The organism is Pseudomonas sp. S3_B08, assembly GCF_054667725.1.
In genome coordinates this window covers 2,127,434-2,144,120 of the sequence record NZ_CP162750.1, presented here as the reverse complement: position 1 = coordinate 2,144,120, position 16,687 = coordinate 2,127,434, and the positions used below count along the sequence as shown (strand labels likewise).

At 62.2% G+C, this 16,687-nt stretch carries 6 protein-coding genes; 2 read left to right on the top strand and 4 right to left on the bottom strand.

Annotated features, from left to right (window positions below; all coding sequences use genetic code 11):
• The first annotated feature begins 13 nt into the window (after nt 1–13).
• Nucleotides 14–1,117: a substrate-binding domain-containing protein gene (locus AB4N73_RS09760; RefSeq protein ID WP_095180160.1), complete on the top strand. Its 1,104-nt coding sequence runs from the start codon at nt 14–16 to the stop codon at nt 1,115–1,117.
• A gap of 174 nt (nt 1,118–1,291) precedes the next feature.
• The gene (locus tag AB4N73_RS09755) at nt 1,292–13,777 is read left to right on the top strand and encodes a filamentous haemagglutinin family protein (protein WP_460143339.1); all 12,486 of its coding nucleotides are present in this window, start codon (nt 1,292–1,294) and stop codon (nt 13,775–13,777) included.
• 56 nt (nt 13,778–13,833) lie between these two features.
• On the opposite strand, the gene AB4N73_RS09750 is transcribed toward AB4N73_RS09755, so the two are convergent.
• From AB4N73_RS09750 to AB4N73_RS09735, 4 genes are all read right to left on the bottom strand, one after another.
• Nucleotides 13,834–14,055, bottom strand: a complete 222-nt coding sequence (locus AB4N73_RS09750) for a type II toxin-antitoxin system RelE/ParE family toxin (protein ID WP_252878180.1) — start codon at nt 14,053–14,055, stop codon at nt 13,834–13,836.
• 37 nt (nt 14,056–14,092) lie between these two features.
• Nucleotides 14,093–14,287 carry a type II toxin-antitoxin system RelB family antitoxin gene (relB, locus tag AB4N73_RS09745; protein ID WP_056789559.1) on the bottom strand — a complete coding sequence of 65 codons (195 nt, stop codon included), beginning with the start codon at nt 14,285–14,287 and terminating at the stop codon, nt 14,093–14,095.
• A gap of 230 nt (nt 14,288–14,517) precedes the next feature.
• On the bottom strand, nt 14,518–14,736 hold the full coding sequence (locus AB4N73_RS09740) for a hypothetical protein (RefSeq protein ID WP_016774958.1): 219 nt from the start codon (nt 14,734–14,736) through the stop codon (nt 14,518–14,520).
• A gap of 108 nt (nt 14,737–14,844) precedes the next feature.
• Entirely contained in the window at nt 14,845–16,524 is a 1,680-nt protein-coding gene (locus AB4N73_RS09735; protein WP_038861763.1) for an MFS transporter, read from the bottom strand.
• Between the last annotated feature and the right edge of the window lie 163 nt (nt 16,525–16,687).

Genomic DNA, 16,687 nt, shown 5'->3' with positions numbered 1-16,687 from the left:
AAGGAGATTCTTCATGTTCAAGCGCACTCTGATCGCCGCCTCACTGACCGTCGCCGCTCTGGCATCCGCTCAAGCCATGGCCGTTACCGGTGGTGGCGCCTCGCTGCCTGCCGCGCTGTACAAAGGTTCTGCCAACAGCATCCTGCCAGCCAACTTCAGCTACGCCGTGACCGGTAGCGGCGTCGGCAAAAGCGCTTTCCTGACCAACAACGCTGCCCAGTTCAGCACCACCGGCACTGTGCACTTTGCCGCTAGCGACTCGATCCTCAGCGCTTCGGAACTCAGCACCTACACCACCAACTTCGGTGCTTCGTACGGCCCGCTGATCCAGCTGCCATCGGTGGCCACTTCGGTTGCCATTCCGTACAAAAAATCCGGTCAGACCGCGCTCAACCTGACCAGCGCTCAACTGTGCGATGCGCTGTCGGGCACCGCCACCACTTGGGGCGCTCTGCTGGGTAACGCCGACAGCACGCCGATCCGTGTGGTTTACCGCAGCGTGTCCAGTGGCACCACTGAAATCCTCAGTCGCCACCTGAACGCCGTTTGCCCGGGCAAATTCGCCGTCAACTCCACCTTCACCAACGCTCGTCTGCCGGCCGGTTCCGCGCTGCCATCGACTTGGGTCGGCGTAGCCAACACCGCTGATGTGGCCACTGCGGTGAACGCCGTGGACGGTTCGATCGGCTATGTGGGTCCAGACGGCGTGAACGCCACCAGCAACGCTGTGGTTGCCCGCGTCAATGGCGTCCAGCCAACCAACGCTAACGTGACGCTGGCGCTGAGCACTGCACCGGTGCCAAGCGCACCTGCCAACCCGGCTGGCTGGGCCCCGGTCGTGCCTAACCCGGCAAGCGGTTACCCGATTGTGGCTTACACCAACTTCATCTTCGGCCAGTGCTACAAAGATGCAGCCGTGGCCACCGCCGTGCGCAACTTCCTGACCACCCACTACAGCAACCCGGGCAACAACGTCGCCACCGTCGCCCACAGCTTCACGCCGGTTCCCAACAACTGGAAAACCGCTGTGACCGCCAACTTCATCACCAACACCTCGGGCAATAACCTGGACATCAACAACGCCAACGCCTGCAACGGCATTGGTCGTCCTTTGTAAGCCTTGTCTCAACTGCAATGAAACGGCAGCAGCCTTCGGGCTGCTGTTTTTTTTTGCCGATTTACTCCTCGAACATGAAGTTTGTGTGACATCCGTTCGGTCGTGAGGCTCGCCAACTGCCTATGTCGTAACAGCAGGGCTGATCCGACCTGCCACCCAAAAGGACCTGTAGTGATGCTTGCTCGCACCTCCCGTCACAGTAACCGTATCCGGCCGATCAAACGTGGCGCGGGCGATCCCGCACAGTGGCTGCTCAAGCCATTGGCGCAAGCCGTCGCCTTGTGTCTGGTGGCGGGCAGTGCCGAGGCGGCGACAGCGTTCAGTTCCACCTGGTTTGCCGCGAAGGGCGCAGCGCAGCAGGCTTCGGCGTCGCGTCCGGGTGGGAGCGGTCTGCCGGGGATGACCCCACCGCTGGCACAGCAGCAACGGGCCAGCCAGCAGTTGCAGCGCTCTTTGCAGACGCTCAATAACACCGTGGCAGCGATTGCCGCTCAGCAGGCCGCACAAGCCGCTGGACGTGCCGCCGCATTGGGCAGTGTGCAAGTGGTTCCGGACGGATTGGGCGAGGGCGGCCTGAAGGTCGATAACAGCCTGAGCCAGGGCTGGATGAACGCCAAAGGCCCGCAACAAACCCAGGCCGACGGCAAGACCACGGTGAAGATCGAGCAGACCGCCGACAAGGCGATTCTCAATTGGGAAACGTTCAACGTCGGCCGCAATACCACAGTGGAATTTGCCCAGCAGGCCAACTGGGCGGTGCTCAATCGCGTCAACGATCCGAGCGCACGGGCCAGCCAGATTCAGGGGCAGATCAAAGCGGACGGCACGGTGATGCTGATCAACCGCAACGGCATCGTCTTCAGCGGTGGCAGCCAGGTCAATGTGCGAAATCTGGTAGCGGCAGCCGCGAACATGACCGATGCACAATTTCGCGATCGGGGTCTGTATTTCGACAGCACCGGCAGTCAGCCAACCTTTACCGACGCTGCTGGCAAAGTCCTGGTGGAGCGTGGCGCAGCCATACAAACGCATCAACCTGCGCTCTCCACCGACGCCGGCGGCTATACCTTGCTGCTCGGCCAGGACGTGCAGAACGACGGCTCGATCAGTACGGCCAAAGGTCAGACGGTGCTGGGTGCGGGGGACCGTTTCTATATCCGCAAGGGCTCGGGCACCGACGGCAATGGTTATTCAACCACTTTCGGCAGTGAGGTCATTCCCGGTTTCAAGGCTGACAGCTCGGGCAAAGTCAGCAACACCGGCCTGATCCAGGCATCCACCGGCGACATCACCCTGACCGGCCGCGACGTTGTGCAAAACGGTGTGCTGCTGGCGAGCACTTCGGTGGCGACGCGCGGCACCGTGCATTTGCTCAATCCGGCCAGCGATGCCCAGGGCCGTGTGACCCTGGGCGAAAATGGCGTCAGTGCGATTCTGCTCGACAGCAGTGATCTCACGGCCCTGGACAGCCAGCGCGAGGCGGCGCTGACCGGCGTCAATGCCAACAACCGGATCCGCAGCGATCAGTCACGCATCGACATCGGCAGCGGCGGCACCGTCGAATTCAAAAGCGGCTCGATCACCCTTGCCACCGGTGGGCAGGTGGCGGTTGCCGCGGGACGGCGCAGTCTATTGCGCGAGGGTGCGGTGATCGACGTGTCCGGCGCCCTCGGCGTCAAAGTGGCGATGGCAAACAACAACATCAAGATCAACGTCCAGGGCAACGAGCAGCGTGATGCGCCGGTCAATCGCGAGAACGGCGCGCTCAACAGTAACGACATCTGGGTCGATGTCCGTGAGCTGGTATTCGTGCCGGCGGGCACCAACGGTTACGCCACCGACCGCTGGTACACCGCCGGTGGGTTGTTGGAGGTCGGCGGATACCTCGGCACTCAGGGCCATGGCGTTGGTGAATGGATGGCGCAGGGCGGTGAGGTGCGGTTTTCCGGAAAGGACGTGATCAGCGAAAAAGGTTCGCTGATCAATGTGTCCGGCGGCACGCTTGATGTGCAGGGCGGCGAGATTCGCCAGAGCTGGCTGCGCGGTGCGGACGGGCGGTTATACGAAGTGTCGCGTGCGCCGGGCGATATTCTCTACAACGGTCTTTACAAAGGTTACGAAAGTCACAGCGAGCGCTGGGGCCAGACGGATTATTTCTATAGCCCGCTGATCGCGCCGACGCGTCGTCAGGAAGCGGGTTACACCGTTGGCCGGGATGCCGGCCAGTTGGTGATCGCCACGGGCAACGCCGTGCTGGAAGGCCAGCTGTTGGGTGAGGTGTTCCAGGGCGAACGGCAAATCCAGGCACCGCGGGCAGGTCTGGACGGCTATGCCCAGACCCAGACCGCCCGGGCGCGGCGAGGGCAGTTGGTGGTTGGCAGTTACGATGCTGCTTATGTCGCTGCCAGTGCCGGCCTGCTCTATCAACTCGACCCGTTGCTCGATCAGGTGCAAGTGGGGGGCGCGCATGCCAGCGTAGCGAACGCAGGGCTGACCGACGCGGTCGCGGCAGAACGCGCAGGCAAACTGTTCCTCGATGCCGGGCTGCTCAATGGTTTCGCGCTGGGCGCGCTGAAGATCTCGGCAAAAAACACGATTGAAGTCAATGAAGATGTGACCGTGGATCACGGTGGCAACATCACCCTGTTCAGCCCTGACGTGCAGGTCAATGCCGATCTGATTGCGCAAGGCGGCAGCCTGCAATTGGGCAACGTTTTGAACCAGCTCGCCACCGATCGGCGTGATGACACCAGTCTCCAGGTTTCAGCAGGCAAGCAAGCGCGGGTGACGGTTGCGCAGGGTGTGCAGCTGCAGGCACGCGGTCTGTGGAGCAACCTGTCGAGTAACCCGGACGACGCGGGCGGCCTGGCGTACCTCAATGGCGGGACGGTGTCGATCCGCAGTACCGGCGACATTCTGCTGGCCAGTGGCAGTCTGGTCGATGTTTCGTCGGGCGGTGCGGTATTGGCCAACGGCAAGACGCGTGGCGGCAAGGGTGGCGACGTGACGCTTGAATCCAGCGCCAACAGTGCGCCAGGCCTGTCGCGCATGGTGCTCGATGGCGAGGTGCAGGGCTATGGCGTGATCGGCGGCGGCACCTTGACCGTGCAGGCCAGCAAGGTGCGGATCGGCGCTTCCGGCGAAGTGGCCGAAGACCAGACCCTGCGCCTGACGCCGGAGCTGTTCCGCACGGGGTTCAGCGCCTACAACATCATCGGTCTGAAGGGGCTGGAGGTCGCCGCGCAAAGCGCGATCGATGTGCAGATGCCGGTCTATCGATTTGGCGAATCCGCCTCGACCATTGTGTCCGGTATGTCGCCGCGCGCTGCGCTGGAGCTATGGACGCCCGCGTTATTTCAGGAAGACCCGCTCAAGGGCGTCTTGACGCAAAGGGCCGGCGCTTCTGTCGCATTGCAGGCCGGCGCGACGCTTGCTGGCTTGATTGATCCCGCCAGCAGTCCGTTGTCGATTGGCGAAGGCTCACGGATCAGTGTCGATCCCGGTCAGCGCATCGGTTTGCGCGGGGCAGGCCAGATCACGCTTGATGGTGAACTCAACGCCTGGGGCGGTATTGTCGATATCCGTCAACAGCAGTTCGGCGCGATTGATGTGGCGACGTCCTTGCAAGAGGCCGATCCGACCCCGCACAACCGTTCGATCTGGATCGGTGAACATGCCTTGATCGATGTCGCCGGTCGGGCAGCGACCGCTGTCGATGCGCTGGGCCGCGTCTACGGCCAGGTTGGCAAGGGTGGCTCGATCATTGTCGGTGGCGAGATTGATGTGAAGAAAATCACGGCGACCGCTGCCGATGCTTACGTCATCATCCGCCAAGGTGCGCGACTGGAAGCGTCCGGTGCGCAAGCCGTGCTCGATAGCGGTGGGCAAGGCCCCGTTCGTGTGGCCAGCGATGGCGGACGGATCACCCTGAGTTCCTACAATGGTCTGTTCATCGAGGGCAGTCTGCAGGCCAGTGCTGGCGGTGCAGGTGCGGCAGGCGGGCGTCTGGAGATCGCTCTGGATACACCGGCGTACGGTCCCGCGAACTTGAGCAATGCGGTGCGCGTGCCACGTGAAATGATCATTGCCCAAGGGCCAGCGCCGGCACTGCCGCAGCCGCTGCGAGCGGGTGAGGCTTCGCCACTTTTACGCTACGGGCGTACACGCTTGAGTGCCGATCAGCTGATGAGCGGTGGCTTCGACAGCGTGAGTCTGCTGAGCAACGGTCTGATGACGTTCGACGGCGATGTCGACCTGCACATGGGACAGGGCCTGAGTCTGTTCGCCGGTTCTCTTTCATTGGCCGAGTCGGCGAGTGACAGCGCCCGGGTCAACCTCAGCGCACCTTACCTGCGCCTGTCAGGGCTGGGCACCTATTTGAGCTCGGAAGTCAAAGTGCGTCCGCGGGTGATGAGCAATCCGACAGCGCAGTTGTCCGGCGCGCAATTCACCGCCAGCGCGAACCTGCTGGACGTGGGCAACTCGCTTTCATTCGGCACCGAAGGGACTCTTGTGCAATCGGCCGCACCGGCGCTGGCGGTCAGCCGCCGTGGCTTTGGTCTGGTCACGCTCGACAGCCAGGGCGACTTGCGCTTCCTCGCGCCAACCGATGAACAGCAGCGCAGCCGTCTGTGGACTGCGGGTGACATGCACATGCGGGCTGCGCAGATCTACCCGGCCAGTGGCGTCTCGGCTGAGGTGCGAGTGGGCTATCAAAGTATGGCCGGATCGGTGCCGGAGCATACGTTGCGTATCGGCAATCACGGGGCGGCGCCGACCGCTTTGCCTTACTCGGTGTTCGGCAGCCTGACACTCAGTGCGGGACAGATCGAGCAGGGCGGCGTCATTCGTGCGCCTTTGGGGCTGATATCCCTGGGTGATGACGTCATTGTCAAAACCCGTGAACTTCACCTTCTGCCGGGCAGCGTGACTTCAGTCAGCGCCGCCGGACTGGTCATGCCCTATGGAGGAACCACCGACGGGATCGACTATCGGTACAACGGTAAGTCGGTGATGTTGAATGGCATTGCCGGAGCGACCTCCGGGGTCATCCTTGATGCGCAATACACCAATGTGCAGGCCGGGGCGGTGATCGACCTTTCGGGCGGCGGCGATTTGCGCGGTGCCGGTTTTGTCTCCGGACGAGGTGGCTCCACTGACGCGCGTTTCAATCCGCTGGTACGCAATGCCACCGATGGCACCTTCAGTTTGCCGGGGCTGGCCAGCAACCCCGTGTATGCAATCGTGGCCGGTGACCAGAGCCGCTATGCGCCGATGCTGGCCGAGGCCGGCGCGGTCGACCCGCGTATCGGCCAGCAGATCACCCTCGGGACCGGCGTTGCCGGACTGGCACCCGGCACCTACACCTTGTTGCCATCGACCTTTGCCTTGTTACCGGGCGCCTTGCGGGTCGAAATCAATGGTCAAGCGATTGCGGGGCCGATGGACAGTGCGTTGAAGTTGCGCAATGGCTCGTGGACCACGGCCGGACAGCTGTCGATTGCCAACACCGGGATTCGCGACAGTTTGCCCAGCCAGGTCATCGTGACGTCTGCCGATGTGCTGCGGCGCTATTCACAGTACAACGAAACCGGGTTCAGCCAATTTGTGCTCAATGATGCTGCCCGCCGCGGTCTGCCGCGCGCCCGCACACCGCTGGACGGCAACACGCTGCACCTGCGCATGGTCAGTGGCGGCGAGCACGACTCAGCCCTGGATTTCAACGGGCAGGTGCTGTTCAAACCTGCCAGCGGCGGGGTTATTGGTACGGCGGTCGTTCAGGGCGGTTATACCGGCGCAGAGTTTGAAATTCTCGGTGCCGGGCATACGCGAACGCCAGGGTTCGACGGTGTATCGCTGTACGCCGACACCCTCAACCGCTTGAATGCCGGACGTTTGACCATCGGTGGCACCCCAACCGTGTATTACGGTTCGGAGGGCGGCTCGATCAAGGTGATCGGCAATACCTCGGCGATTCGTCTGCGCGAAGGCGCGATCCTCTCGGCGCCAGAGGTTGTGCTGAGCAGTAACAGCGCCAATGGCGGCATCACCATCGATGCGGGAGCGGGCGTCAATACCTTGGGGAGAGGTAACGTCCCGTATGATGCCGCAGCCGGTTTCGTCTACGAACCGGGGCGCTCCAGCCTGCTGGTGGTGTCCAACGGCTGGACGCCGGTGCTTGCGCCCACCGATGGCGGGGGCGGGAGCATTCGTATCGGCAACTGTCCGACGGCCGATTGCACCGCTGCGGCGTTGCTGTACTCCAACGGCAGCATCATCGCCGCCACTGACAAAGACTTCGAACTGGGCGAAAGCGTGCGCTTTGGCACTCGCCAACTCGGGCTTTCGGTCGGTGTGGTCAATGCCGGCAGTCCGCAAGCACTGGCCGCAGCCAGCGGCCGCACACCCGCGGGCCTGACGCTTAACCAGAACGTGCTGGATCGCCTGTTGCAGGGCGACACGCAATCTGGCGCCCCCGCCCTGGAAACCCTGAGTCTGGTGGCCCGCGATGCGTTCAACTTTTTCGGCAGCGTGACCCTCGACACCATTGATCCGCAGACCGGCCAGAGCCGTTTGCAGAATCTGGTGTTGGGTAGCCCGGCCATCTACGGCTCGGGCGCTGCCACCGATGTCGCGACGATCCGCACCCGCAATCTGATCTGGAACGGGGCGACTCAGGCCCCGGGTACGGTGGTCAACGACGGCGCCGGCAACGGGCACGGCACGCTGGATATTCAGGCGCAGCGGATCGAATTGGGTTATGGCCCGAACCCGCAGCCCAATGGCCTGGATCGCAATAACCGACTGGCCCTGGGATTTGCCAACGTCAACTTCAACGCCAGCGAGCGCATCACCGCCAACCACAAGGGCAGTCTGGCGGTGTACGAATCCCAAGGAGCTTATGACGCGGTCAAGGGGTTCAGCTACAGCGGCGGCAATCTCAATCTGCGCACGCCATTGCTGACCGCCGAGGCCGCCTCGGTCAGTGAACTCAAGGCGGGCAACAACCTGACGCTGAGTGGTAGCGCCACAACGGCTGCCGCGGATGCCCTCGGTGCGCAACTGAGCCTGACGGCACGCAGTGTTGTGCTCGACAGTCGCATCGTCCTCGCCAGCGGCAAGCTGCTGGTCAATGCCGAGGATGATCTGCTGCTTGGCAGCGGCGCACAGGTGGACATGGCGGGCCGGGTTCTGCCGTTCAATGATGTGCAGAAATACAGCTGGGGCGGCGACGTGTCGTTGCAGAGCAACAACGGCAATATTCGTCAGTTGGCGGGCTCGCGAATCGATCTGTCCGCCGTCAACAATCAGGCCGGGCAATTGAACGTTGTGGCCCTGGCCACTGACGCTGGACAGGTTGATCTGCAAGGGCAGATTGTCGGCAGCAGCAGTGGCTATTACGACGCGGGCGGTACGTGGGTGCCGTACAAGGCCGCTGGCGTGGACATTCGCGCCCAGCGCCTGGCGGGTGATTTGAGCGAGGCCTTTGCCAGCCTTAACCTGCGCTTGAATGCCGGCGGGGTAGTGGGCAGTCGAAGCTTCCAGTTCAAGCAGGGCAATCTGCGTATCGGTAACGAACTCAAAGCGGGCCAAGTCAATGTCTCGGTGGACAACGGCAACCTGACCGTGGACGGGGTGATCGATGCCAGTGGTGAACGGGTCGGCAGCATTCGCCTTGCCGGCAAAAACGGTTTGAACCTGACAGGCAACGCGCTGCTCGATGCCCATGGCCGCGTACTGCGCGTCGACAGCTACGGCAAAATCATCGACGCACCGAACCGCGCCATGGTTGAACTCAATTCAGATGACGGCGTGCTGACGCTGGCCGCTGGTGCACGGATTGATCTGCGTCACGGCACCGATGCCGTGCCTGGAAACCAGGCGGGACAACGCGATGACGTGTTGCGTGGGACGCTGGAGCTGAATGCACCGCGCCTGGGCGGCGGAGACATTGCGGTGGATGCCAGCGGTACGTTGAGTATCCAAGGTGCCCGCTCCATCGGGCTGAATGCCGTGCGAAGTTACAGTGATGCTGCCGATGGCACCGATCCGGCGGCCAGCGGTCGCCCGTATCAAGTGATCGATCAAGCCTACCTGGATCGCATTCACTCAGACAGCAGCGGCTTTATCGATGCGGCGCTGGGTAACAGTGATCTGCTACAACGCAAACTGGCCGGCCTCAACAATGCGACCTATGCCGATGCGTTTCATCTGCGCCCGGGGGTGGAAATCGTCAGCAAAACCGCTGACGGCGATCTGGTGGTGCAGGGCGATCTCGACTTGTCCGGCTACCGTTACGCCAGCCTCAACCCGCACACTCGCCGGACCTCGGTGTATGGCAGCGGGGAAGCGGGCAGCCTGTTGATCCGTGCCGGTGGCAACCTCGATATCTACGGCAGCATCAACGACGGTTTCGCACCGCCGCCGGAAACCGTGGACGACGCCGGCTGGAAACTGTTGCCGGGGATACAGCCTTTCGGCGGTGACCTGATCGTACCGGGCAGTGGTGTCAGCCTTGCCGAAGGGACGCTCTTTCCGGTTGGCGCCACCTTGAATTACGACCTGCCGATTCAAGCCGCCACACTGGCCGCGGGCACGGTGTTGCCGGTTCAGAGCACTTTGGCCGCACCTTACGTGTTACAGGGTGGAACGGTGCTGGCCGGCGATGTGCATGACGCGGCGGGTAACCTGATGTATGCCGCCGGTACGTTGCTCGACAACGCTGTGACCCTGCCGGCCGGCAGTCGTTTGGGTGCAGGTATCCGCTTGAACAACGCCACCGCACTGCAGGCCCTGCTCTGGCCCAAAGGCGTGCCGCTGCCGGGTGCGGTTGATGCCGACAATAAAACGGTGGGTGTTGTGTTGAACGGAACGTTGGCGCTGTTGCGGGGTTCGCTGATCCCCTCCATGACCAACGTGAAGCTCGCCGATGGCACGGTATTCCTCGACCTGCGTCCTGCCAATGGAAACCAGCAAGGTCGAAACTGGGCGATCGCCAGCATGCTGCCGGCGGGCAGTGCGTCGTGGTCGATGCGCATGGTGGCAGGGGCCGATCTGACCGCGGCCGACAGCCGTAGCGTGAAACCTCAGGCCAGCGTTGGCAACTTGCAGATGGCCGACACTCACTATGGTGTGAGCATGATCGAGGTGGCCGGCAAACTGGTCTGGGCGGTGGATAACGAGTATGGCTTTACACCGTACGAACCGGTTCCCGAGGAATACCTTGTGCTCTGTGATATCGCTCCCGGTTCTTGCGCGCCCATGGCGCGCAGTGTGTGGGCGCCTGGCAACTGGATGGGCATGCCGGATTACACACCGATGAACGATGACGAATTGTTCTGGTGCTCCATCGACCCGGCACTGTGCATTGAAAACAATCCGAGCAAGAGCGCCCAGGCCCACACGCAGATGTTCAGCGTTTTGCGTACTGGCACCGGCGACCTGGATTTGATGGCGGCCGGTAACCTCAGCATGGCTTCACCTTTCGGCGTCTACACCGCCGGCACCCAATCGGCAGACGTCGACGCGCGTTATAACCAGCCCCGCGGAAGGCTGTCGGCTGATGGCTCGGTATTGGGCAGCGCTGGCAGCGATTACGAAAAATGGGTCGATGGCGGCAGTGCCAGCCTCTATCAGGCCTGGTATCCGCAGATGGGCGGTAACCTGACGATCAATGCCGGCGGGTCTGTGTCGGGTGACGTGCTTGGCCGTCGCTCGGTCGCCACGGGCGACGGTACGCGGGAGCAGGTGCCGAGTGTGGCGGTGGGCAATTGGCTCTGGCGCCAGGGCACCGGCAACAACGATGTACCGACTGCCTGGTGGATCAATTTCGGCAGCTACGCTGCGCAGCCATTGCCAGCGCTGGGCGAGGAAACCAGACCTTATCTGGTGGGCTTTACCGGGTTCGGTACGCTGGGCGGCGGCAACATCAGTCTGAGCGCCGGCGGGGATGCAGGCATGCTCAAGGCCATGGGCGACGACAGGTATGCGTCGTACCCTCGCAGTCAGGGGTTGATCGTGGCTGTCGGCAGTACGGGCCGCGTGGACAGTGACGGGAACCTGCAACTGACCGGTGGCGGAGACCTGGATATTCGTCTGGGCGGTGTCCTTAATCCGTCTCTGCAGGCACGTGCCGGCCTGGCGGGTACCGGCACGCCGACGCACGACTTGCAGGGCGCGCTCATCAACCTGCGCGGTGCGGCGCAACTGACGGGCGCCGCGTTGGGCGGTATCAATCTGCAGTACGGCGCCTCGGCGCTGTTTCATGACCCACGGGAAACGCGCGCCTTCGACCCGTTCAACTCGACGGCCAGTAATGCCAGTGGTGGGCTGGTGCTGATTCCCGGTGACTCCGGCATGCGCCTCAACACCCGCGGCGATCTGGTGTTGGGTGGCGCCGCCGATCCGGGCCGCGTGAGGTTGCAGAACTCCACACCGTTTACCACGGCGGATGGCATTTACCATGCCGGTGGCGGTTTGAGTGGTTTCTCGCTGTGGACCGATCACACGGCCATCGATTTGTTCTCGGCCGGCGGCAACCTGACGCCCAGCACCCAGTTGATGGAAACCACCGGGCAGGACCCCGTCGCCGGGCTTAACGGGTCACCGACCGATGACCGCTTCGTCTTTCCTTCGATATTGCGTGCCGTGGCCGGCCAGGGCTCGATTTATGCGGGACCATCAGCGGCCTACGGCATAGGCAACCCGGCGCCGGCTCTGGCCTGGTCATTGCTGTTGGCACCTTCCAGCGCGGGGCAGCTTGAACTGATCGCTGGGGATTCGATCTATGCCGGCGGCTACGCCATCAACCAGTCAGGGGCCAGCCCGGCGGCGCTCGCCACACCGTTTGCACCCGCGTTCAATGGCTACGGCAACAACCAGTCCGCTCGGCCGATCACGACCAACGCCGGCAGCGATGGTGTGCTGGCGCAAACCAATTCGCGCTATCCACTGTTTGCCTTTGGTCCCGATAGCTACTCGGGGTCTAGCAGTGTTCAGGGGCCGGCGCGCTTCTATGCACTGACCGGTGACCTGGTAGGAATTCGCACGGGCGAAACGCTGGCGTTCGCGACCACGAAGCGCACCTGGTATGAATCGGCAGGCCCGGTGTGGATGGTGGCGGGGCGTGACATCGTGGCGTCCGGTACCAATTTGGGGCAACCCACGTTTGCACCCGTTGGGGGCATGAGTCGCAATAACGAACAGGTCGCGTCTACCGGCAATCTGTTCGTGCATAACGATGCGCACGACATTTCGCGGGTTTCGGCCGGGCGAGACATTCTCTACAGCAGCTTCGACATTGCCGGCCCGGGTGTTCTGGACGTCAATGCCGGGCGCAATATCCTGATGGAAGATCGCGCCAGCATCACCAGCCTCGGCCCTGTCGTGGCAGGTGATCAGCGCCCCGGTGCGAGCATCGTGATGCAAGCGGGTGCGGGCGCGCAGGGGCCGGATTACTCACGGTTCATTGCGCGTTATCTGAACCCGCAAAACGTCGCGGATTCAGCGGTGACCCTCAGCGCGCAGCCGGGCAAAGTGGTCAAGACCTACGTCGAAGAACTGCAGAGCTGGCTGAGCCTCGGTTATGGCTTCAAGGGTGGCGACGAACAGGCGCAAGCGTTCTTCGCCGCACTGCCGAGTACCGAACAGGCGATCTTCGCCCGCCAGGTGTACTTCGCCGAACTGCGTGCCGGCGGCCTGGAATACACCGATGCCAATGGCCCGCGCACCGGCAGTTACTTGCGCGGTCGCAACGCCATTGCGGCGCTGTTCCCGACCACTGATGTCGCCGGCAATCCGATTCGCTACGACGGCGATATCACGATGTACGGCGGCGCCGGGGTCAAGACGCTGTTTGGCGGCGATATCCAGATGCTCACACCGGGCGGTGGTCAGGTGTTCGGCATCGAAGGCGCGGCGCCGCCGTCGACGGCGGGGATCATCACCCAAGGTTCGGGCGATATTCAGTTGTACTCGCAAGGCAGCATTCTGCTCGGCCAGAGCCGGATCATGACTACGTTCGGCGGCTCGATTCTCGGCTGGTCCGCCGAGGGCGACATCAACGCCGGTCGCGGTTCGAAAACCACCGTGGTCTACACACCGCCAAAACGTGTCTACGACAACTGGGGCAACGTCACGCTGTCGCCATCGGTGCCGAGTACCGGCGCCGGTATCGCCACGCTCAACCCGATCGCCGAAGTGGCACCGGGCAACATCGACCTGATCGCGCCACTGGGCACCATCGATGCCGGCGAGGCGGGGATTCGCGTGTCAGGCAACGTCAACATCGCCGCGCTGACGGTGGTCAACGCCGCGAACATTTCGGTGCAGGGCAAAGCGACCGGCGTGCCGGTGGTGTCGGCGGTGAATACCGGCGCAATCACCTCGGCCAGTTCGGCAGCATCCTCCGCCACCCAAGCGGCGGAAGACGTCGCCCGGCAGCAACAGGCAGCGGCGCGGCAGAACCAAGCCTCGGTATTCACTGTGCAGGTGCTCAGCTTCGGCAACGAGCAACTGGCACCAACGCGCGATGGTGCCAGTCGCGCGCCAGCGACGGGTTATAACCCGGACAGCCCGGTGCAGGTGCTGGGCGCCGGGGCATTGGATGAACAGGCTAAGCAGCAGCTGACCGAGGAGGAGCGTGGGCAGCTGACGTTGTAAAAGGCTCTCGTGCAGTACGTTTGGGCGGCCGGTTGGCCGCCTTTTTTTATGAATGGTTATGGATATTTTTTACGGGCGTGCAACACCGTCAGAATTTTGATGTGGTCTGTCACCTGATAGACCAGTAAATAATTCGAGTTGATGACCATTTCGCGAGTGCCCGGTATTCGGCCGGAGCGGAAACCATGCGGTATCCAGGAAAGCCTTCGCGCTGCGGCGCTGAGCCTTTGGTGCAGTGCAACTGAAGCGACAGTGTTGCGTTGTTCTACGTATTCGATGATGTCAGCCAGGTCTCCAAGAGCCGGTTTACTCCAGCTAACCGGCAGCGCGTCGATTCTTGCGTCTCTCTTCCAGCATCTGACCTAGCAGCACCATTGCCTCATCGTGGGGAATAGGCGGACGTGGATCATCAAGTGCGGCTTGTACCTTGGCGCGATACCAAAGATCGTAATCCGCAGCCTCTTCTTCGGTTTCGAAGTCTGAAACGATAAGTGAAAGTTCAGCGCTCATCATGACCTCCATGATCAATGTGAAGCAGTCTAAGGGGATGTGGGCTCGTTGTCGTCACTGGCGGGACGAGGGAGACATCATCCGCAAACAGACGATGCAAATCTGTCAGACGCTTCGCTTGTGATGCACGTGAAGTCGATCAGCTGTGTAGTTCAATTCTGTAGGAAATCAGCTTTTGGTCATCGGGCTGACAGCCGCCGCTCAAAGCTGCGGCCACAGCCACGCTGCACTCAGTTACCGTCTGCAACCTTACGCTCGATCTCATCGACTTTGCGCTGTAGCTCTTCAGCTTCCTGCTCTTTGACCCGAGTGGAAGACGGCGTGATGACTTTGTCTACGCCCTCGGTGTTGTTGTCGCGGTCCTGCAGATCGCGCTCGACCACGTTCACCGGTTTGCCGCTGGCATCGGTGGGTGGGGCGTTGGGAGTTTTGTCGTCGTTGGGGTTCATGGCGCTGGCCTCCTGTGGGTGTACACATTGGAGACAGCGCGGCGGCAGACGTTCGAAATTTTTCAGCTGCGAGGCCCTCTCCGGCAGGAGAGGGCACTGTGGCTTTTTTCAGTCCTTGAGAATGTCGCGATCCTTGGTTTCCGGCAGGAAGAACGTGCCGAGTATTGCCGTCGCCACTGCAATGACGATCGGGTACCACAGCCCGTAGTAGATGTCACCGGTGGCGGCGACCATGGCGAACGCCACGGTCGGCAGGAAGCCGCCGAACCAGCCGTTGCCGATGTGGTAGGGCAGCGACATCGAGGTGTAGCGGATGCGCGTCGGGAACAGTTCGACCAGCCACGCGGCGATCGGGCCATAAACCATGGTCACGTAGATCACCAGCACGGTGAGCAGGAGTAGCATCATCGGGTAATTGATTTTCGCCGGGTCGGCTTTTTCCGGGTAACCGGCGTCTTTCAACGCGGCGCCGAGGTTGGCGGTGAAGGCGTCGTTGCGGGCCTTGAAGTCGGCGGCGGTGAGGGCGCTGCCTTCGAAGCTCTCGACAACGCGGTCACCGATGCGCACCTGCGCGACGGTGTTCGGTTCGGCGGCGACGTTCTCGTACGGGATCGCGCGTTTCGCCAGCAAGGTTTTCGCCAAGTCACAGGAACTGGTGAATCTGGCCTTGCCCACCGGATCGAACTGGAACGAACACTGATCAGGATTGGCGATCACCTTGACCGGATTTTTTTCCTGAGCAACGAACACGTCCGGGTTGCCGTACTGGGTCAGCGCAGTAAAGATCGGAAAGTAGGTCAAAGCAGCCAGAATGCACCCGGCCATGATGATCGGTTTGCGCCCGATGCGATCGGACAGGCTGCCGAAAATCACGAAGAACGGTGTGCCGATCAGTAGCGATCCGGCGATCAGCAGGTTGGCGGTCTGCGCGTCGATCTTCAATGTTTGCAACAGGAAGAACAGCGCATAGAACTGCCCGGTGTACCAGACCACTGCTTGCCCGGCGGTGCCTCCGAGCAGCGACATGATCACCACTTTGAGATTGTCCCAGCGCGCAAAGGATTCGGTCAGCGGCGCTTTCGAGGCCTTGCCTTCGTCCTTCATTTTCTGGAATACCGGCGACTCGCTCAGTTGCAGGCGGATGTACACCGACACGGCCAGCAGAATGATCGACAGCAGAAACGGAATCCGCCAGCCCCAAGCCTCGAACGCCTCGTTACCCAGCGCCGTGCGGCAGGCGAGAATCACCAGCAGCGACATGAACAGACCGAGGGTGGCGGTGGTTTGAATCCACGAAGTGAAAAAGCCACGACGGTTGCGTGGCGCGTGCTCGGCCACGTAGGTCGCTGCGCCACCGTATTCGCCACCCAGCGCCAGGCCTTGCAGCAGACGCAGGGTGATCAGAATCACCGGGGCAGCCACGCCAATGGTGGCGTAGCCGGGCAGCAAGCCGACGATTGCTGTGGACACGCCCATGATCACGATGGTGATCAGAAACGTGTGCTTGCGCCCGATCATGTCACCCAGACGCCCGAAGACGATGGCGCCGAACGGCCGCACCGCAAACCCGGCGGCGAAGGCCAGCAGGGCAAAGATGAATGCGGTGGTTTCGTTGACGCCGGCGAAGAAGTGTTTGGCGATGATCGCCGCCAGCGAGCCGTAGAGGTAAAAGTCGTACCACTCGAAAACCGTGCCCAGCGAGGAAGCGAAGATGACCTTGCGCTCCTCCTTCGTGATACCGCCGCTGCGCGGTGGCGTGCCGGTGGATGCTGTGTCGATTGTGGCCATGGGTGTTCTCCGTCGTGCTTATTGTTGTAGGCCGGAGTCCCCCGTTACTGCCTGTCGCACTCTGGCCCGTTGGCATCTGCCGCCGTTGCTCTAGCGTGAAGCTTGCACAGTCTGACCGCCTCGCAGGGCTGCAAGGTTTCCTGAAGCATAATCAGCTTTTGCC